Consider the following 19,309-nt stretch of genomic DNA (forward strand, 5'->3'; position numbering starts at 1 on the left):
TTAGCCCGGCGGCGGTCTCACGTTGTGAGCCACGCGCAAACTCAGACTCTGCCGATGTCAACGCCCAGCTCGGCACCGAGCTTGTCCAGCGGCATGGTGACGTGCTCTCGCTCGTGCACGCTGAGCCGGTCGCGCAGGTCTTCAAGCTCTTCCATTAGGCTCTCGTAGCGCTCAGCTGAGATGAGGATGGCTGCGGGTCGGCCATGATTCATCAACACGACGTCATCGTCGGCGGATTCACGCACAAGCCTCGATAGGTGAGCGCGGGCTTCACTAATAGGCACTAGACTGCTGGTCATCGGTAGACCCCCCTTCGGTGTCCGACGCGAGTAACGGTGATGACACGCGCTGCGTCGTCGACGATGTAAACAACGCGATAGTTGCCGAGGCGGATGCGGTAAGTGGTGTCGAAGCCACTCATCTTCTCGCAGCCACGCGGGCGCGGTTCGTCGGCGAGCGCGGCGACGGCGGTCAGATGCGCCGCTGGTCGTGGCGGTGCAGCCGTTGGATTGCTTTAGCTGCCGAGTTCTCGATTTCGACCGCGTACCCACTTGCCATACAAAAATGTACAGACTTCAGATGCATAATATAAGCGCTAATTTTGCCGACGCGCTCTCACCGCGGCCACGGGCTGTAGTCGGCGATCAGCTCCTCCTGCGGCGGGCGCTGGTCGGCCGGGACGTGCTGCAGGTTGATCCGGATCCGATACCAGATCGAACTCGGCCCGCGCATGCCGTCGACCAGCACATCGGCGGGCCGCAGCAAAGCCGCGGCGCCGGGATACCGGTCGCGCCAGATGTCCAACGCCGCCATCGCCTCGGCCCGCGTCTTGGCGCGGGCGATCTCGATCAGCGGCTTGGCGGATTGCGCCTTCTGCGGCGGACCCAGTTCCTCGGCCAGCATCAACAGCCGGTCGAGCCGGCCAACCGCGTCATCCATCCCGGCCCAGGGGTCACCGATGTCGGCCAACCGGCTGGGCACGGTGGCCATGGTGAACACCGCCGGGTCGCAGCCGGGCACCTCCTCCCAGTGCAGCGGCGTGGACACCCGGGCATCCGGGGTGGCCCGCACCGAGTAGGCCGACGCGACCGTGCGGTCCTTGGCGTTCTGGTTGAAGTCGACGAACACGCCCTCGCGTTCTTCCTTCCACCAACGACTGGTTGCCGCGTCGGGTAGGCGCCGTTCGACCTCACGCGCAACGGTCTGGGCGGCCAGGCGCACCTGGGGAAACGACCAGCAAGGCGCGATCCGGGCATAGACGTGAAAGCCCCGCGACCCGGACGTCTTCGGCCATGCGGTCAACCCGTAATCCTCCAGCACCTCCCGGACCACCAACGCGACCTCGACGACCCGCTGCCACGCGACCCCGGGCATCGGGTCCAAGTCCACCCGCAGCTCGTCGGGATGATCGAGGTCGCCGGCGAGCACCGGATGCGGATTGAGATCCACACACCCCAGGTTGATCACCCACGCCAGCCCGGCGGCGTCGTGAATGACCGCCTCCGCGGCGGAGCGGCCCGACGCATAGTGCAGCTCGGCCACGTCCACCCAGTCTGGCCGGTTTGCCGGTGCGCGCTTCTGAAACACCGCCTCGGCGGAGATGCCCTTGACGAAACGCTTGAGAATCATCGGCCGGCCGGCCACCCCGCGCATCGCCCCCTCGGCCACGGCGAGGTAATAGCGGACCAGATCGAACTTGGTGTAGCCCTTTCGATCGTTGTGAGCGGGGAAGACGACCCTGCCCGGATGCGTGACGATGACCTGGCGTCCGTGCACGTCCAGCGACACCGGGGCGGCCATGCGGCTCATGGTAATTTGCGACCCGCCTCACATAGGGTGAGGTCATGCCTAACCTCACTGATCTGCCCGGGCAGGCCGTCTCCAAGCTCCAGAAGTCCATCGGACAGTACGTCGCGCGCGGCACTGCCGAGTTGCATTACCTGCGGAAGATCATCGAATCGGGCGCGATCGGGCTGGAGCCGCCGCTGAACTACGCCGCGCTCGCAGCCGATATCCGCAAGTGGGGGGAAGTCGGCATGCTGCCGTCGCACAATGCCAGGCGCGCCCCCAACCGGGCGGCCGTCATCGACGAAGAAGGCACGCTCACGTTTTCCGAACTCGACGAGGCCGCACACGCGGTGGCCAATGGCCTACTGGCCAAGGGTGTCCGCGCCGGGGACGGCGTCGCCATCTTGGCGCGCAACCACCGCTGGTTTGTCATCGCCAACTACGGGGCGGCCCGAGTGGGGGCCCGCATCATCTTGCTCAACAGCGAGTTCTCCGGCCCGCAGATCAAAGAGGTGTCGGACCGTGAGGGCGCCAAGGTGATCATCTACGACGACGAGTACACCAAGGCCGTCAGCTTGGCCCAGCCACCGTTGGGCAAGCTGCGGGCGCTTGGTGTCAATCCCGACGACGACAAGCCGTCGGGCAGCTCCGACGAAACGTTGGCCGAGCTGATTGCGCACAGCAGCACCGCGCCCGCCCCGAAGGCGAGCCGCCGTGCGTCGATCATCATTTTGACCAGCGGCACCACCGGCACCCCGAAGGGGGCGAACCGTAACACACCGCCGACGCTGGCTCCGATCGGCGGCATTTTGTCGCACGTGCCGTTCAAGGCCGGCGAGGTGACGCTGTTGCCGTCGCCGATGTTCCATGCGCTGGGTTACATGCACGCCGCGCTCGCCATGTTCCTGGGCTCGACGCTGGTGCTGCGGCGGCGGTTCAAGCCCGCGTTGGTGCTGGAAGACATCGAAAAGCACAAGGCGACATCCATGGTCGTTGTACCAGTGATGCTGTCGCGGATCCTCGACCAGCTGGAGAAAACCGAACCCAAGCCCGACTTGTCGAGCTTGAAGATCGTGTTCGTATCCGGATCGCAATTGGGTGCCGAGCTGGCCACCCGCGCGCTGGGGGACCTCGGCCCGGTCATCTACAACATGTACGGCTCGACCGAGGTCGCGTTCGCCACCATCGCCGGCCCCAAGGATCTGCAGTTCAACCCCAGCACGGTGGGGCCCGTCGTCAAGGGGGTGACGGTTAAGATCCTCGACGAGAACGGCAATGAGGTGCCGCAGGGTGCCGTTGGCCGGATCTTTGTGGGCAATGCCTTCCCGTTCGAGGGTTACACCGGCGGCGGTGGCAAGCAGATCATCGACGGCCTGTTGTCGTCCGGCGACGTCGGCTACTTCGACGAGCGCGGCCTGCTGTATGTGAGCGGCCGCGACGACGAGATGATCGTCTCTGGTGGTGAGAACGTGTTTCCCGCCGAAGTCGAGGATCTGATCAGCGGGCATCCCGACGTGGTGGAGGCCGCCGCGATCGGCGTCGACGATAAGGAGTTCGGTGCCCGGCTGCGCGCGTTCGTGGTCAAGAAGCCGGGAGCTGACCTCGACGAGGACACCATCAAGCAGTACGTACGCGATCATCTTGCCCGCTACAAGGTGCCGCGGGAGGTGATCTTCCTCGACGAGCTACCGCGCAACCCCACCGGCAAGGTCCTCAAACGTGAGCTACGCAAGCTGTAGCTGCTCGCGCGGGTACTTACGGGTCGCGGGGTAGGCCCAGCAACCGCTCGGCGATGATGTTGAGCTGGACCTCCGACGTGCCCCCGTAGATGGTGGTGGCCCGGCTGGCTAGCAGGTACTCGCCCCACTTGCCGGGCAATCGCTCTGTGTCGCCGATCACCGCATCGGTGCCAAAGGACGACACCGCGAATTCGGCATAACCCTGGCCGGTGCGCATGGACAACAGCTTGGAGATCGCCGCCGGCGCCATCGGGTCACCCCCGGCCAGCGTCAACAGCGTGGAGCGCAAGTTGAGCAGCTTGGTGGCGTGGCCCTCGGCGATCAATTGCCCGGCACGGTGTCGCGCGACCTGGTCGAACTGTCCTTCGAAACGGTAATCGCGAACGAAGTCGACGAACTCGCCCAGGGTGGGGAGGAAGGTCGAATCGCTGCCGCCGATCGACACCCGCTCGGCCGTCAGGGTGTTGCGGCTGACCTCCCACCCCCGGTTCACCTCCCCGAGCACCAACTCGTCGGGGACGAACACGTCGTCGAGGTAGACGGTGTTGAAAAACTCCTTACCCGTGAGCTCGCGCAGCGGCTTCACTTGTACGCCTTCGCTTTTCATGTCCAGCAGGAAGTAGGTGATGCCGTTGTGCTTGGGCGCCGACGGGTCCGTCCGCGCCAGCAGCGCACCCCATTGGGAGTACTGCGCGCCGGTGGTCCAGATCTTCTGACCAGTGATGCGCCAGCCACCGTCGACCCGGGTGGCCTTGGTTGCCAGGCTAGCCAGGTCCGATCCCGCGCCCGGCTCGGAGAACAGCTGGCACCAGAAAATGTCGCCTCGGAACGTTGGCGGCAGGAGGCGCTGCTTCTGATTGTCGGTTCCGAACGCGACGATCGACGGCACGATCCACGTCGCGATGGCAATCTGCGGCCGCTTGACCCGCCCGGCGGTGAACTCCTGGGCGATGATGATCTGCTCGACCGGGCTGGCGGCCCGACCCCACGGCTTGGGCAGATATGGCAGCACCCACCCACCTTCGGCGATCGCGACAGTGCGCGGCTCTCGCGGCATCGCCTTCAGCGCGGCGACTTCGGCCCGGATCTGGGCCCGCAGCTTCTCGGTAGAGGGGTCCAGGTCGATGTCTACCGGACGCATACCGGCAGTCGTCGCGGTGTCCACCACCCGCTGCGGATACTCCGAGCCGCGGCCAAAGCACGCGGCCAGCATCAACGCCCGGCGGTAGTAGACGTTCGTGTCATGCTCCCAGGTGAAGCCGATGCCGCCGTGCACCTGAATGCAGTCCTGCGTGCAGCGCTGAGCGGTCGCCGGTGCCAGCGTCGCCGCCACCGCCGCCGCGAATTCGACGTCGGAGCTAGATTCGCCCGCGTCGTCTAAGGCTCGCGCCGCGTCCCACACCGCGGCGGTGGCCCGCTCGGTGTCAGCGATCATCTCGGCGCACTTGTGCTTGATCGCCTGGAATTGCCCGATCGGCCGGCCGAATTGTTCGCGGATCTTGGCATATGCCGACGCGGTGTCGGTCGCCCACCGCGCGACGCCAACGGCTTCAGCGGACAGCAGGGTGGACATCAGCGCGTGAGCGGTCGTCATCGTGAGGTTGCTCAGCAGGGCGTCGTCGCTGACGTCGACCGCGTTGGCCCGAACATGCGCGATGGGCCGCAACGGATCCAGGCTCTTGACCGCTTCGATCTCGAGCTGATCGTTGCGCAGTACAACCCACTCGTCACGGCTTTCGATGGCCACCGGTAGCACCAGAACGGAGGCTTGCGCCGCGGCCGGAACCGCGCGGACTTCGCCCCGGATCACCAGCACGTCGCCATGGCGGGTGGCGGTCAGCCCGGAATCTAGCGCGTAGGCGGCGATGGCCGCACCGGTTGCCAGTTCGGCGAGGACTTTGGCTTGCGGATCATGGGCTGCGATCAGCGCGCTGGCGATCGCCGACGGCACGAACGGCCCGGGCACGGCGCCGTAGCCGAACTCGGCAAGCACCACCGCTAGCTCGAGGATGCCGAAACCCTGGCCGCCGACCGACTCGGCCAGATGCACACCCTGCAAGCCTTGTTCGGCCGCGGCCTGCCAGTAAGGCGGCGGGTTTTCGACCGGTGATTCTAGCGCCGCGTGCAGCACCTCGGACGGCGCTACCCGCGCCACCAGGGAACGCACCGAATCGGCCAGCTCATAATGCTCAGGAGTAATAGCGATCGACATTGCTCGCCTTCCCATGCTGTTGGACGTTTCGGCCAAGCACCTTCCAAGCTAACAACCGGTGGGTCGGTTATTAACGTTGGCTAGCGGATGGCCGGCGAAATGGGTGAGAACACTCAGCGCCACCGCTTGGCTATCCACTTGGCGATGGTGTCGGCCTGCTCGCTGCGGGCGCCCGGGGTGGTGAAGTAATGGTCGGTGTCGATCGAGACCTGAGTCTTGTCGCTGCTGGCGAGCCCGTCGTAGATCTGCTGGGCATCCGACGGGAAGATTCCGGTGTCGGCCTCGGCGTTGAGCACCAGGGCCGGGCAGGTGATCCGGGCCAGGTGGGGTGCGGCACGGGTTTGGGCCACCCGCAGGCTCCACATGCCCAGCCAGCCGCGCAGCGTGCAGGCCGCGGCGATGCCGTGTGCGGAGCGGTTCGCCTTCACCGGCGTGCCCGCGTAGCACTGGTTGGGCCGACGCTTGGTCGGTTCGATGCTGGGATCGACCATGCGCGGGTCGGCCCAGGTACGCATCACGCTGAACGGCCGATCAGAAAAGCCAGCTGCGCGAACACGTTTGAGTTCGGATTCGGCCCAGTCGGTGATGGTGTGGTTGCGTTTGACCTGCGCGGAGCGATACCGGCTGATAAACTCCGGTGAGTACGGCGGCCCGTTGCGTTCGTCGAACAGGTCAAGTTCGGGATCGGTTGCAACCGGATCATTTTCGTCAATGACGGCGGCGTCCATCCAAGCGGTGAGCACATCCGGACGGCCGGGATGAGCTGCGGCGGCAACGTATGCGTCGGCGGCCGGCAATTCGGTTACCCCGGCTGCGGGTCGCATACCGTCCAGGGGAGTCACGTTCGGATCGACCGCTTGTGATTGGTAGGCGGCCATCAATGAGCCACCACCTGAATTGCCAAGCAACACCACTGTTTCCACGCCCTGAACTTCGCGGAGCCAGCGCACCCCGACGCCGATGTCGACCAGTGCGTGATCGAGCAGAAAGCTGCTTTCGAAACCACGGAATCGGGTGTTCCAGCCCAGAAACCCGATGCCGCGGATCGCCATGTACTCGGCGAGATAGTGCTCGGAGAAATCGATCTGGTAGTGCGCGGCGATGAGCGCCACCTTCGGTTTGCGTCCCACGCTGTGGTGGTACAGCCCCTGGCATGGGTGCCCACCGGCAGCCGCACGCCCCGCGGTTCGCGACGGCAGCCCGACGAACTCTCGGATGACCCCGGGCGTGGCAGCACGACCAGTCAATTTGAGCTGTCCTCCTTACTGTAGATGGCGCGGTAGTAAATGTTGGCCAAGGTCTGGATGCACGCCTGATCGTCAGGTTGTCCACGGCGTGAACGCTTACCGCTGAGCTGCAGGTAGCAAAACTGGTTGAACATTGCCACAATCGCCTCGGCCATCAACTGGGGGTCATCGCCGACGCAATAGCCGTGCGCCTGAGCGCGTTTGACCGTCTCGGTGATGAACGATATTGGAATCTGGCATATTTCGGACCAGTATTGCGCGAAGTCGTCACTGACCATCGCCAACTGTGACACGCTGATCGCTTCTGCGAGGCGGTTGCGGTAGGTGTACCAATGGGCGGCAGCGGCTTCATACGCGCGCTCGCGGTCGGATAGGCCGTGCCGGATCACCGACAATGCCCGCTGGTTGGCGTCGTCGCGGAAGCGCAGCGCCCACTGCCGGACCATCGCCTCTTTGGAGTCGTAGTAGTTGTAAAAGGATGCCGCCGAGCGGCCGGCTTCGGCGGTGATGTCGGCGACGGTGGTCGCCAGGATTCCGTTGCGCACCACGACCGTCCGCGCGGCGGCGTCGATTGCGGCCTGGGTCCGCCGACCGCGTTGCGTCGGGAAGTCCGGCACCTGGGCACCTCCCTGGAACAAAACTGAACCTGATGTTAGATTCAGATTCAGAGCTTGGCCAGGCCGCCGTCCCGGGGAGCCAATGGGAGCCGCACGATGATCAAGCCGCACAACACCAACACCGAATTCGAGCTTGGTGGGATCAACCACGTCGCGCTGGTGTGTTCGGACATGGCGCGCACCGTGGACTTCTACAGCAACATCCTGGGGATGCCGCTGATCAAGGCGCTCGATCTGCCCGGCGGCCAAGGGCAGCACTTCTTCTTTGACGCCGGCAACGGCGATTGTGTCGCCTTCTTCTGGTTCGCCGATGCACCTGATCGGGTGCCCGGTCTTTCGTCGCCGGTTGCCATCCCCGGCATCGGCGACATCACCAGCGCGGTGAGCACCATGAACCATCTGGCGTTTCATGTACCCGCCGAAAGGTTCGACGCCTACCGGCAGCGGCTCAAGGACAAAGGCGTGCGGGTCGGCCCGGTGCTCAACCATGACGACAGCGAGACGCAGGTGTCCGCGGTGGTGCATCCCGGTGTGTACGTACGCTCGTTCTACTTCCAGGACCCCGATGGGATAACTCTGGAATTCGCTTGCTGGACAAAGGAATTCACTACGAGCGACGCGCAGGCCGTGCCGAAGACGGCGGCTGACCGGCGACCTCCGGTGGCTGCGGATCGTTAGCCCCGGATTTGGCAGCTGTTGCCGCTACCCGGGGACGGGACAAGTTTGGGTCGGTGAGTTCATCGAGCAGCGCAGCTAGCTGATCGACCAGCTGGTCGGGATCGAGTCGCACGTCACCGGCCAGCCAGGCGCTGATGGTCTGCCCGACGCCGCCGACGGCGAAGTGTGCGACCGCCTTGACGTGGTCATTTGCCGGTGCGTGCAGGGTGTCGACGGCATGTTGGCCGGACAGCATGGCGAACAGGGCGCTGGATTCCGCACGCTTGCGGGTGATCACTGCGTTGGCCAGCTGTGTGCTGAACAGCAGGCGTCCGACGCGGGCGTCTGCGGTGATGGTCCGCACGATGTTGGCCATGCCCGCGCGAGTCTGCTCCCGCGCCGGTACCGCCGTGACCGCGGCCTGAGTGGTGGCGACCAGCTCGGCCACCACCCAGTCGAACACGCGGCCGACGAATTCGTCCTTGTCGGTGAAGCTTTCGTAGAAGTAGCGCACCGACAGGCCGGCCCGCCGGCAAATGGTGCGGATGGTTAGCTCGGCGATGTCGTGCTGGTCGGACCCCAACAGGTCCAGGCCGGCAGAGAGCGACTGGCGACGGCGCGTCGCCAGTCGCTCGGCGGCCTCGACGCCGCGGTAGGGTCGATCACTGCGCGTCATACGGATCATCTTGACACTCGGGCACGATACCGGCCAATATCAGGATACAGGTGTTTCCATAATTAGCGGCAGCGCCGGGAGGCCTTCGGATGGCGATTTCGCTGGTGGCTCACCAGCCCATCCCCCACGTCGAGCGTCCCATGGCCGACCCACCCCGTCTCCAGCTGGCCAGGCGCCGGCGATCGGCGGCCGGCCCCGGCGGTAACGAGGACAGCTTGATGGGAGTGGCGCTGCTAGCCGGCCCGGCCAACGTGATCATGGAGTTGGCGATGCCGGGTGTCGGCTACGGCGTGTTGGAGAGCCGTGTCGAAAGCGGCCGGCTGGACCGCCATCCGATCAAGCGGGCGCGCACCACCTTTACCTACGTTGCGGTGGCCGTTGCCGGCAGCGACGACCAGAAGGCGGCCTTTCGTCGCGCGGTGAATAAGGTTCACGCGCAGGTGTATTCGACTCCGGAGAGCCCGGTGTCCTACCACGCGTTCGATCCCGAACTACAGCTGTGGGTGGCGGCATGCCTCTATAAGGGCGGCGTCGACGTCTACCGCACCTTCGTCGGCGAGATGGACGACGAAGAGGCCGACCATCATTACCGCGCGGGCATGGCGATGGGCACCACGTTGCAGGTGCCGCCGCAGATGTGGCCACCGGATCGGGCGGCCTTCGACCGCTACTGGCGGCAATCACTGGACAGGGTGCACATCGATGACGTCGTTCGCGACTACCTGTATCCGATCGTGGCGCTCCGAATTCGCGGGATCGCACTGCCGGGTCCGCTGCGGCGGCTGTCGGAGGGTATCGCGCTGCTGATCACCACCGGTTTCCTGCCGCAGCGGTTTCGCGACGAGATGCGGTTGCCGTGGGACGCGACCAAGCAGCGGCGCTTTGACGCGCTCATGGCCGTGCTGCGCACGGTGAATCGCCTGATGCCGCGGTTTGTCCGGGAGTTCCCGTTCAACCTGATGCTCTGGGACCTGGACCGGCGGATGAGGCGCGGGCGCCCGCTGGTGTAATCGCCGGCTTCGCGTGGACCGTTGCCGGTAGACCGCTCGCTAGATTGGCGGGCGAATATGGCGCACAGAGGCAAACCGGGCGAAATCCCTATCCAGGCTCACCACGGCGCAGTGATGCTCCACGGCGATGGCCCCGAGTACCGCGTCAGGTATCAAGTCGCCCGATGCGTCGGCCTCGTCGCAGAGTTTTCGCAGCAGCACCAGGTGTCTGGGGCCGGGGCTTGTCGGAAGGTGATGGGGCTGGGCGTTGACGGCTTCGACGAATGCGAATGCATCCGCTCGTGGTGACGGAATCTCGAAGATGCGTCGATTCGTTGTTAGCCGGAGGAACGACGCCCACACTAGGTTCGGCACTGTGAAGGGGTCGTCGGCCGCAAGCAGTCGATCGAACCAGGGGCGGACGGTTCGGTGATTCGGATGGTCACCGCGGTGTGCAGCCAGCAGCACGTTGACGTCGATGAGGAACATCGCCTATTTGTGCCTGTCCAGGCTCACTTCCGCGAGTTCAGTTCCAGACCCTCGTCGAGCACTTCGGACAACACCGTATTCGAGGTTAGGTCGATACCTGGCCGCGGACCGGTGCCGGCGTCAAAAACGGGGACGGTTGGCCGGGCGCCGCCGGTACGGGCGGCGGCGAGCTCCCGCCGAAGGGCGTCTTCGATCACAGCGCCCAGCGATTAACCACGCTCGCGGGCCCGGCGTTTGGCGGTAGCCAGTAGTTCATCCGAGATTGACACGGTGGTGCGCATGATGCTCAGGATAGCGCATCTACGGCATCATCTGCGGTGAGCAACTGATGCCCTCAACGCCGCGTGTGGTCGCAGGTCTGCCTGCTATGGCAAGCCGTTGAGTCCGTTCTCGCCGAGCAGCAGCCCGCCGGTGCCGCCGGCACCGGGCGTGGCCCCGGCTTTGCCGGCGTTGCCGCCGTTGCCGCCGTTGCCGATCAGCACGGCGTTGCCGCCGACACCACCGCTGCCGCCGGTACCGGCGCCAAACCCGCCGGCAACCCCCGTCACCGCCGTTGCCGAACACCCCGGCGTGGCCACCGTCACCGCCGGTGCCGCCGGTACCGGCGCCTAGAGCGTTGGCACCGCTGCCGCCGGCGCCGCCGGCGCCGGCGGAGCCGAAGAGCAAGCCGCCGTTCCCGCCGGCGCCGCCGGCGCCGCCTTGCTGGATGCTGGTAAGTGCTGCCCCGCCGTGCCCGCCGGCGCCGCCGGCGCCGCGGAAGCCGAAGAGTAAGGCGCCGTTCCCGCCGGTTCCGCCGGCCCCGCCGGCAAGGGAGCTGGCGCCACCGCTGCCGCCGGCGCCACCGGAGGCGCCGAGGGAGAGTAGGCCGGCGTTGCCGCCGTGCCCGCCGCCGCCGGTGGTGATCCCGGACCCTCCCGAGCCGGCGGCGCCGCCGGTGCCGCCGGCTCCGAACAGTCCGCCGTTCCCGCCGTTCCCACCGGCCCCGAAGTTCGTGCCGGCCCCGCCGGTGCCGCCAGTTCCGAACAGTCCGCCGTTCCCGCCGTTCCCGCCGGCTGCGTTGAACCCGCCGGCCCCTCCGGCTCCGCCGTTGGCGAACAGTCCGCCGTTGCCGCCGGCGCCGCCGACGCCGGCCGGGACACCGCCAGCGGCGCCGTGGCCGCCGGTGCCGGCCGCGCCGAAGAGCAAACCGGCGTCGCCGCCGCGCCCGCCGGCCCCGCCGATGCCAGCGACGCCTATGGAGTTCCCACCGTTGCCGCCGGTGCCGCCGGAGCCGATCAGCAAGGAGACCCCACCGGCGCCGCCGGCCCCGCCGATCCCTCCAGCACCGGTGGCTATCCCGCCGGTCCCGCCATTGCCACCGGTACCGAACAAGATCCCGCCGGCCCCGCCGGCCCCGCCCGTAGCCGTGGCGGCGGTGTTGGTCGCACCGTGCCCGCCGTTACCGCCGTTGCCGAACAACCACCCGCCGGCCCCGCCGGCAGCCCCGGTCCCCGGGGTCCCGTTGGCGCCGTTGCCGAACAGCCACCCGCCGGCCCCGCCGTCAGCCCCGGTTCCAGGAGTCCCGTTGGCGCCGTTGCCGATCAGCGGGCGGCCGGTGAGCGTCTGGAAGGGCTCGTTCACCACATTGAGCACATTTTGCTGCAGGGTGTGCAGTGGCGAGGTGCTCGCGGGAGCATTGAATCCGTCTAGACCGAGCAGCAGCCCGCTGACGCCGCCCACTCCGGCCTTGCCCGCGCCAATCCCACCGCTACCGCCGTTACCGCCATTGCCGATCAACACGCCGGTGCCGCCGATCCCGCCGTTGCCGCCGGTCACCGCGCTGGCGCCACCGTTACCGCCGTTGCCGCCGTTACCGATCAGCCCGGGGGTGCCGCCAGCCCCACCGATCCCGCCGGCGAAGCCCTGGCCAACTCCGCCGTTGCCGCCGGCGCCGCCGGAGCCGAAGACCGTGCCGGCGTTGCCCCCGGGGCCGCCTTGCCCGCCGTCGGCGAAGCCGAATCCGCCGGCGCCGCCGGAGCCGCCGGAGCCGAAGAGCAGCCCAGCGTTGCCGCCGGCGCCGCCGGCGCCGCCTATGCCGCCGGCCGTGAGAGTACCGCCGTCCCCACCGATTCCGCCGGCGCCGCCCGCGGCGCCGAGGGCGAGCATGCCGGCATTGCCGCCGGCCCCGCCGTCCCCGCCGGCGACCAGGCTGTGTCCGCCGCTGCCGCCTTCCCCGCCTGCGCCGAACAGCCCGCCGGCCCCGCCGGCCCCGCCGACTCCGCCGAAGCTGCTGTCGGCGAACCCGCCATGCCCGCCGGTGCCGCCGGCGCCGAACAGCCCGCCAGCGCCACCGGCCCCACCGGCCCCGCCGGAGCTGCCGGCCCCACCGGATCCGCCGACCCCGCCGGTGGCGAACAGCCCGCCGGCCCCGCCGGCGCCGCCCGCCCCGCCGAGTGCACTGCCGTTCGTGAATCCGCCGGCCCCGCCGACTCCGGCGGCGCCGAAGAGCAGGCCGGCGTTGCCGCCAGCCCCGCCGGCGCCGCCGGCCCCGCCCGTGAGGGCTACTACGCCGCCGCCGGCGCCGCCGGCGCCGCCGGCGCCGAACAGCATGGCGTTGCCGCCGGCTCCGCCGGACCCGCCGATCCCACTGCTGGCGACCCCGCCAGCGCCGCCGGCGCCGCCGTTGCCGATGAGCCCGCCGGCGCCGCCGTTGCCGCCGGCGCCGCCGTTGCCGCCGGCGCCGCCGTTGACGCCGGCCGCGCCGGATCCTCCGGCGCCGCCGTTGCCGATTAACCAGCCGCCGTCCCCGCCATTGGCCCCGGTGCCGGGGGCGCCGTTGGCGCCGTTGCCGATCAACGGGCGCCCGGTATTCGCCAGGAAGAACTCGTTGATCGGATCCAGCAGCGGCGACACCGCGGCGGCCTCGGCGGCCGCATAGGCGCCGCCACCGGAGGTCAATGCCTGCACGAACTGGGCATGAAACGCCTGCGCTTGGGCGCTGAGCGCCTGATAGGCCTGGCCGTGGGCGCCGAACAGCGCGGCGATGGCTGTCGACACCTCGTCGGCGCCCGCGGCCATCAGTGCCGTGGTGTTGGCCGCCGCGGCTGCGTTTGCCGCGCTGATGCTCGATCCGAGACTGGCCAAATCCGTTGCCGCTGCCGCGATAACCTCTGGCGCCGCAATCACAAACGACATCTGACACCTCCCAATACGCATGACCGCTCTGTCATGCCGACCCGGGGAACGTCACCAGCAAAAATCGGCAGTAAGAAGCATCCCATTTCCAGCGACAACACCTGGGGGGTTTTGGTCAAACTCTGGTAAGCGACTTCGTGTACCGGGTGAACCCGGTGTGTCTTGAAGGACAGCCCGCAGGCTGATGCTGGGGGATCTGGGCCGGCCGACCATGGCTGGCCGGCTGTTGGTCTGATGGCCGGTTCGCGGTTACAGGCCGTTGAGCCCGTTCTCGCCGATGATCAGCCCGCTGGTGCCGCCGGCGCCGGGTGTGCCGCCGGCTTTCCCGCCGTTGCCGCCGTTGCCGCCGTTGCCGATCAGCACGGCGTTGGGGACCGAGCTCGAATTCCCACCGGTGTCAGCGCCAAACCCGCCGGCGCCGCCGTCGCCGCCGTTGCCGAACACCCCGGCCGTACCGCCGTCACCGCCGGTGCCGCCGCTGCTGCCGATGCCGCTGGAGCCACCGGTGCCGCCGGCACCGCCGAAGCCGAAGAGCGAGCCGCCACTGCCGCCGTTCCCGCCGACCCCGCCGGTCCCGCCGACATTTAAGGCGCTGCCGCCGCTGCCGCCGGCGCCGCCGGAGGCGCCGAGGGCGAGTAGGCCGGCGTTGCCGCCGCTGCCGCCGTTGCCGCCGAAGGTGCCGCCGCTGCTGCCGCCAGCACCGCCAGTGCCGCCGGCGCCGAACAGCCCGCCGTGCCCCCCGGCGCCGCCGTCGGCGCCGAGCGTGCCCGCCCCGCCGGTGCCGCCGGCGCCGAAGAGCAATCCGTTCCCCCCGGTCCCGCCATTCGCGCCAAACCCGCCGGCCCCGCCGGCCCCGCCGTTGGCGAACAGCCCACCGGTACCACCGGCTCCGGCGGTGCCGCCGGCACCGATAAAGTTTTGGGAGAGGGCGGCCTGGCCGCCGGTCCCTGCGGCACCGAGGAACAAGCCGGCGTCACCGCCGCGCCCGCCGGCCCCGCCGGTGTCCAGGCCAAACCCGCCGCTGCCGCCGGTGCCGCCGGAGCCGATCAGCAAGGCGGCTCCGCCGGTCCCGCCGGTCCCGCCTTGGCCCGTCGTTCCGATGCCGCCGGACCCGCCGGTGCCGCCAATACCTGACAGGATTCCGCCGGCCCCGCCGGATCCGCCGTCTCCGCCGTCGGCGCCGGTCGCTCCGTGGCCGCCGTTGCCGCCGTTGCCGAACAACCACCCGCCGGCCCCACCGTCGGCCCCGGTCCCCGGAGTGCCGTTGGCGCCGTTGCCGATCAGCGGTCGCCCGGTGAGGGCTTGGGTGGGCTCGTTGATCGCGTTGAGGATTTGTTGCTGCAGGGTGTGCAGTGGCGTGCTGGCGGGGGCGTTGAATCCGTCTCGACCTAGTAGCTGCCCGCCTAAGCCGCCGGCGCCGGCCGTGCCGGCGGGTGCGCCAGTGCCGCCACTACCACCGTTACCGCCATTGCCGATCAGCACGCCGCTTCCGCCGGCGCCGCCGGCGGCGCCGGCGCCGTTCGCGCTGGCGCCGCCGTTGCCGCCGTTGCCGGCGTTGCCGACGAGCCCGGGCGCGCCGCCGGCCCCACCGGTTCCGCCGGCGCCCGCGAAGGACCCGCCGCCGGCGCCGCCGGCACCGCCCGCCCCGATGAGCAGACCCGCCTTTCCGCCGGCGCCGCCCGCCCCGCCGGCGTCGAAGCCCAGCCCGCAGACGCCGCCGGCGCCGCCGGAGCCGAACAACGTGCCGCCGTCGCCTCCGATCCCACCGGCACCGCCGCCACCGTCCGGGTTGGATCCGCCGCTGCCGCCGGCGCCGCCGGCGGCACCGAGGCTGAGCATGCCGGCGTCGCCGCCGGCCCCACCGTTCCCGCCGACGTTGATTATGCTCGTCCCGCCACTACCGCCGGTGCCGCCGGCGCCGAACAGCCCGCCAGAGCCGCCATCCCCGCCGGCGCCGCCGCCAAAGATGCCGAATCCGCCGGGCCCACCGGTGCCGCCGGCGCCGAACAGCCCGCCGTTTCCGCCGGATCCGCCGGCCCCGCCGGTGCCGGCGTCGGTTGCCCCGCCGGCGCCACCGACCCCGCCGTCGGCGAACAGCCCGCCGTTTCCGCCGGCCCCGCCGGCGCCGCCGGTGGCGCCGAAAGCGGCTGCGAATCCGCCGGGACCGCCGACCCCGGCGGCCCCGAACAGCATGCCGGCGGCCCCGCCGGCGCCGCCGGCGCCGCCGGTCCCCGTGCTGGCCCTCCCGCCGGCGCCGCCGGCGCCGCCGTTGCCGATGAGCCCGCCGGCGCCGCCGTTGCCGCCGGCCCCGCCGTTGACGCCGGCCGCGCCGGATCCTCCGGCGCCGCCGTTGCCGATTAACCAGCCGCCGTCCCCGCCATTGGCCCCGGTGCCGGGGGCGCCGTTGGTGCCGTTGCCGATCAGCGGGCGCCCGGTATTCGCCAGGAAGAACTCGTTGATCGGGGCGAGCAGCGGCGAGGTGGCGGCGGCCTCGGCGGCGGCGTACGCGCCGCCACCGGAGGTCAACGCCTGCACGAACTGGGCATGAAACGCCTGCGCTTGGGCGCTGAGCGCCTGATAGGCCTGGCCGTGGGCGCCGAACAGCGCCGCAACCGCCGTCGAGACTTCATCGGCACCCGCGGCCAGCAGTGCTGTGGTGTTGGCCGCCGCGGCCGCGTTGGCCGCGGCGATGCTCGACTCGAGACTGGCTAAATCCGTTGCCGCTGCCGCGATAACCTCTGGCGCCGCAATCACAAACGACATCTGACACCTCCCAATACGCATGACCGCTCTGTCATGCCGACCCGGGGAACGTCACCAGCAAAAATCGGCGGGCTACAGAATAACTCCGGCCCGGGAAAGGGATTTGGTATTTCCCAAAATATCTCCCACATTTATGCGGTCGGCGCGTCGGCCGACGGGAGCTGGCAGCACCCGTGGGCCGGCGCCGAGCGTTCGCTGGTGTCCGGCTGGGACTTGCATTGCGGCGCGCCGTGGTGTGGAATAGTGGTAATGAAAATCATGTTCATCAGTCCTCTGTGGTGTTTACGGCTATGACGCTGTGGATGGCCTCGCCGCCCGAGGTGCATTCGGCGTTGCTCAGCAGCGGGCCGGGGCCGGGCTCGGTGTTGTCGGCGGCCGGGGTGTGGTCGTCGCTGAGCGCCGAATACGCCGCGGTCGCCGACGAGCTCATAGGGCTGCTGGGCGCCGTGCAGACCGGCGCTTGGCAGGGGCCCAGCGCCGCGGCTTATGTGGCCGCCCACGCGCCGTACCTCGCGTGGTTAATGCGGGCCAGCGAAACCAGCGCGGAAGCGGCCGCCCGGCACGAGACCGTGGCCGCGGCCTACACGACCGCGGTGGCGGCCATGCCGACGTTGGTCGAGCTGGCCGCCAACCACACGCTTCACGGGGTCTTGGTGGCGACGAACTTCTTCGGCATCAACACCATCCCGATCGCGCTCAACGAGGCCGACTACGCGCGGATGTGGACGCAGGCCGCCAGCACGATGGCGACCTATCAAGCGGTCGCCGAGGCCGCGGTGGCGTCGGCACCGCAGACCACCCCGGCGCCGCCGATCTTGGCAGCCGAAGCGGCCGACGATGACCACGATCATGACCACGATCACGGGGGCGAACCGACCCCGCTGGACTATCTGGTCGCGGAGATATTGCGCATCATCAGCGGTGGGCGCCTGATCTGGGATCCCGCCGAGGGCACCATGAACGGAATCCCGTTCGAAGATTATACGGACGCAGCCCAACCAATCTGGTGGGTTGTTCGTGCCATCGAATTCAGTAAGGACTTTGAAACGTTTGTTCAGGAACTGTTTGTCAATCCGGTGGAGGCATTTCAGTTCTACTTTGAGCTTCTATTGTTCGACTACCCGACCCACATTGTGCAGATTGTTGAGGCGTTGAGCCAGTCCCCGCAGTTGCTGGCGGTCGCACTCGGTTCCGTCATCTCCAACTTGGGTGCGGTGACCGGGTTCGCCGGGCTATCCGGCTTGGCCGGCATGCAGCCGGCGGCTATCCCGGCGCTAGCACCCGTCGCGGCGGCCCCGTCGACATTGCCGGCGGTCGCGATGGCCCCGACCATGGCCGCGCCGGGCGCGGCGGTTGCGTCGGCAGCCGCGCCGGCGTCCGCGCCGGCGGCCAGCACGGTGGCCAGCGCCACGCCGGCACCGCCGCCGGCACCCGGCGCCGCCGGGTTCGGCTATCCCTACGCCATCGCTCCGCCCGGCATCGGGTTCGGCTCGGGGATGAGCGCCAGCGCCAGCGCTCAACGCAAGGCACCACAGCCCGATAGTGCGGCGGCGGCGGCGGCCGCGGCGGCCGTACGTGACCAAGCGCGGGCGCGGCGGCGGCGCCGTGTCACGCGGCGCGGATACGGCGACGAGTTTATGGATATGAACATCGACGTCGATCCGGACTGGGGCCCTCCGCCCGGCGAAGACCCAGTCACATCCACGGTGGCCTCGGATCGGGGTGCCGGACATCTGGGCTTTGCCGGGACGGCCCGCAGGGAGGCGGTTGCCGACGCGGCCGGGATGACCACGCTGGCTGGCGATGATTTCGGCGACGGGCCAACGACGCCAATGGTGCCGGGTTCGTGGGATCCGGACCGGGATGCGCCTGGCTCGGCGGAGCCTGGAGATCGGGGCTGAGCTAGCCGCGTAGGGTCGATTGGGTGCGTACCGAAGGTGATAGCTGGGACATCACAACGAGTGTCGGTTCGACCGCGCTGTTTGTCGCGACGGCGCGAGCGCTGGAAGCCCAGAAGTCCGACCCGCTGGTCGTCGACCCATATGCGGAGGCGTTCTGCCGTGCCGTCGGCGGTTCGTGGGCCGATGTGCTCGACGGCAAGCTTCCCGACCACAAGTTGAAGAGCACCGATTTCGGCGAGCACTTCGTCAACTTCCAGGGTGCCCGCACCAAGTATTTCGACGAGTATTTCCGTCGGGCCGCCGCCGCCGGCGCGCGGCAGGTGGTCATCCTGGCGGCGGGGCTGGACTCGCGCGCGTACCGGCTGCCTTGGCCCGACGGGACCACGGTTTTTGAGCTGGACCGCCCGCAGGTCCTTGATTTCAAGCGCGAGGTGCTCGCCAGCCACGGTGCCCAACCGCGCGCCCTGCGCCGCGAGATCGCCGTCGACCTGCGTGACGATTGGCCACAAGCCTTGCGGGACAGTGGTTTCGATGCGGCTGCACCGTCGGCATGGATTGCCGAAGGGCTGCTGATCTATCTCCCGGCCACCGCCCAGGAGCGGCTATTCACCGGCATCGATGCCCTGGCCGGGCGCCGAAGCCACGTCGCCGTCGAGGATGGTGCCCCAATGGGGCCAGACGAATATGCGGCTAAGGTCGAAGAGGAGCGCGCCGCGATCGCCGAGGGAGCCGAGGAGCACCCGTTTTTTCAACTGGTCTACAACGAGCGATGCGCGCCGGCCGCCGAGTGGTTCGGCGAGCGAGGTTGGACCGCGGTCGCTACGCTGTTGAACGACTACCTCGAAGCGGTGGGTCGCCCGGTACCCGGACCGGAATCCGAAGCCGGGCCGATGTTCGCCCGCAACACCCTGGTCAGTGCCGCCCGCGTCTGACGGCGCACCGTTCGCGCTGCCGGCACCCCGGGCTCCATAATGAAAATCATGTTCAGTAAGCTACACTCTGCATATCGGGCTACCAACGAAATGGAGTATCGGTCATGATCTTGCCAGCCGTGCCT

14 protein-coding genes, 1 pseudogene and 1 other annotated feature are annotated in these 19,309 nt (G+C 68.8%); of the genes and pseudogenes, 5 read left to right on the forward strand and 10 right to left on the reverse strand.

Annotated elements, in window-relative coordinates; translation table 11 throughout:
* Window positions 1-41: 41 nt before the first annotated feature.
* Both Rv0268c and Rv0269c read right to left on the reverse strand, forming a co-directional pair.
* The gene (locus Rv0268c) at window positions 42-551 is read right to left on the reverse strand and encodes a hypothetical protein (protein NP_214782.1); all 510 of its coding nucleotides are present in this window, start codon (window positions 549-551) and stop codon (window positions 42-44) included.
* Window positions 552-615: 64 nt separating this feature from the next.
* Entirely contained in the window at window positions 616-1,809 is a 1,194-nt protein-coding gene (locus Rv0269c) for a hypothetical protein (protein ID NP_214783.1), read from the reverse strand.
* Window positions 1,810-1,844: 35 nt separating this feature from the next.
* Between Rv0269c and fadD2 the strand changes: the two genes are divergently transcribed.
* Entirely contained in the window at window positions 1,845-3,527 is a 1,683-nt protein-coding gene (gene fadD2, locus Rv0270) for a fatty-acid--CoA ligase FadD2 (protein ID NP_214784.1), read from the forward strand.
* A gap of 16 nt (window positions 3,528-3,543) precedes the next feature.
* Here fadD2 and fadE6 read toward each other — a convergent pair whose 3' ends face one another.
* The 3 genes from fadE6 to Rv0273c form a co-directional block, all read right to left on the reverse strand.
* Window positions 3,544-5,739: an acyl-CoA dehydrogenase FadE6 gene (fadE6, locus tag Rv0271c; RefSeq protein ID NP_214785.1), complete on the reverse strand. Its 2,196-nt coding sequence runs from the start codon at window positions 5,737-5,739 to the stop codon at window positions 3,544-3,546.
* A 113-nt stretch (window positions 5,740-5,852) separates the two neighbouring features.
* Complete coding sequence (locus Rv0272c; RefSeq protein ID NP_214786.1) at window positions 5,853-6,986, reverse strand: hypothetical protein; 1,134 nt, start codon at window positions 6,984-6,986, stop codon at window positions 5,853-5,855.
* Window positions 6,983-7,603 (reverse strand): transcriptional regulator, encoded by a 621-nt coding sequence (locus Rv0273c; protein NP_214787.1) that lies wholly within the window; start codon window positions 7,601-7,603, stop codon window positions 6,983-6,985. Before Rv0273c ends, Rv0272c begins: the two co-directional genes overlap by 4 nt.
* Window positions 7,604-7,699: 96 nt before the next feature.
* On the opposite strand from Rv0273c, the gene Rv0274 reads away from it, so the two are divergent.
* Entirely contained in the window at window positions 7,700-8,281 is a 582-nt protein-coding gene (locus tag Rv0274; RefSeq protein ID NP_214788.1) for a hypothetical protein, read from the forward strand.
* Here Rv0274 and Rv0275c read toward each other — a convergent pair.
* The gene (locus Rv0275c) at window positions 8,211-8,936 is read right to left on the reverse strand and encodes a transcriptional regulator (RefSeq protein ID YP_177706.1); all 726 of its coding nucleotides are present in this window, start codon (window positions 8,934-8,936) and stop codon (window positions 8,211-8,213) included. The two genes, Rv0274 and Rv0275c, sit on opposite strands and share 71 nt — an antisense overlap.
* Before the next feature lie 89 nt (window positions 8,937-9,025).
* Here Rv0275c and Rv0276 point away from each other — a divergent pair, with 89 nt between their 5' ends.
* The gene (locus Rv0276) at window positions 9,026-9,946 is read left to right on the forward strand and encodes a hypothetical protein (RefSeq protein ID NP_214790.1); all 921 of its coding nucleotides are present in this window, start codon (window positions 9,026-9,028) and stop codon (window positions 9,944-9,946) included.
* Window positions 9,947-9,985: 39 nt separating this feature from the next.
* Here the strand turns inward: Rv0276 and vapC25 are convergent, their stop codons facing one another.
* From vapC25 to PE_PGRS4, 4 genes and pseudogenes are all read right to left on the reverse strand, one after another.
* Window positions 9,986-10,414: a ribonuclease VapC25 gene (gene vapC25 / locus Rv0277c; protein NP_214791.1), complete on the reverse strand. Its 429-nt coding sequence runs from the start codon at window positions 10,412-10,414 to the stop codon at window positions 9,986-9,988.
* 23 nt (window positions 10,415-10,437) lie between these two features.
* Window positions 10,438-10,695, reverse strand: a sequence feature (part of toxin-antitoxin (TA) operon with Rv0277c).
* Window positions 10,438-10,695: pseudogene (gene vapB25, locus Rv0277A) on the reverse strand. It overlaps the preceding feature by 258 nt.
* A gap of 19 nt (window positions 10,696-10,714) precedes the next feature.
* Window positions 10,715-13,588, reverse strand: a complete 2,874-nt coding sequence (locus Rv0278c) for a PE-PGRS family protein PE_PGRS3 (RefSeq protein ID YP_177707.1) — start codon at window positions 13,586-13,588, stop codon at window positions 10,715-10,717.
* A gap of 249 nt (window positions 13,589-13,837) precedes the next feature.
* Window positions 13,838-16,351, reverse strand: coding sequence for a PE-PGRS family protein PE_PGRS4 (gene PE_PGRS4 / locus Rv0279c; protein YP_177708.1), 2,514 nt, complete (start codon window positions 16,349-16,351; stop codon window positions 13,838-13,840).
* A gap of 290 nt (window positions 16,352-16,641) precedes the next feature.
* Here PE_PGRS4 and PPE3 point away from each other — a divergent pair, with 290 nt between their 5' ends.
* Together PPE3 and Rv0281 are read left to right on the forward strand one after the other, a co-directional pair.
* The gene (gene PPE3 / locus Rv0280; protein ID YP_177709.1) at window positions 16,642-18,252 is read left to right on the forward strand and encodes a PPE family protein PPE3; all 1,611 of its coding nucleotides are present in this window, start codon (window positions 16,642-16,644) and stop codon (window positions 18,250-18,252) included.
* Window positions 18,253-18,275: 23 nt separating this feature from the next.
* Window positions 18,276-19,184 (forward strand): S-adenosylmethionine-dependent methyltransferase, encoded by a 909-nt coding sequence (locus tag Rv0281; RefSeq protein ID NP_214795.1) that lies wholly within the window; start codon window positions 18,276-18,278, stop codon window positions 19,182-19,184.
* The last annotated feature ends 125 nt before the right edge of the window (window positions 19,185-19,309 follow it).

The sequence above is a fragment of the Mycobacterium tuberculosis H37Rv genome (genome assembly GCF_000195955.2).
In the GTDB taxonomy this organism is placed as follows: Bacteria; Actinomycetota; Actinomycetes; order Mycobacteriales; family Mycobacteriaceae; genus Mycobacterium; species Mycobacterium tuberculosis.

Bases quoted from the DNA above. Each gene is read 5' to 3' on its own strand.
- Rv0269c (NP_214783.1), bottom strand. From the start codon at position 1,809: ATGAGCCGCATGGCCGCCCCGGTGTCGCTGGACGTGCACGGACGCCAG.
- fadD2 (NP_214784.1), top strand. From the start codon at position 1,845: ATGCCTAACCTCACTGATCTGCCCGGGCAGGCCGTCTCCAAGCTCCAG.
- fadE6 (NP_214785.1), bottom strand. From the start codon at position 5,739: ATGTCGATCGCTATTACTCCTGAGCATTATGAGCTGGCCGATTCGGTG.
- Rv0274 (NP_214788.1), top strand. From the start codon at position 7,700: ATGATCAAGCCGCACAACACCAACACCGAATTCGAGCTTGGTGGGATC.
- Rv0275c (YP_177706.1), bottom strand. From the start codon at position 8,936: ATGACGCGCAGTGATCGACCCTACCGCGGCGTCGAGGCCGCCGAGCGA.
- Rv0276 (NP_214790.1), top strand. From the start codon at position 9,026: ATGGCGATTTCGCTGGTGGCTCACCAGCCCATCCCCCACGTCGAGCGT.
- vapC25 (NP_214791.1), bottom strand. From the start codon at position 10,414: ATGTTCCTCATCGACGTCAACGTGCTGCTGGCTGCACACCGCGGTGAC.
- Rv0278c (YP_177707.1), bottom strand. From the start codon at position 13,588: ATGTCGTTTGTGATTGCGGCGCCAGAGGTTATCGCGGCAGCGGCAACG.
- PE_PGRS4 (YP_177708.1), bottom strand. From the start codon at position 16,351: ATGTCGTTTGTGATTGCGGCGCCAGAGGTTATCGCGGCAGCGGCAACG.
- PPE3 (YP_177709.1), top strand. From the start codon at position 16,642: ATGACGCTGTGGATGGCCTCGCCGCCCGAGGTGCATTCGGCGTTGCTC.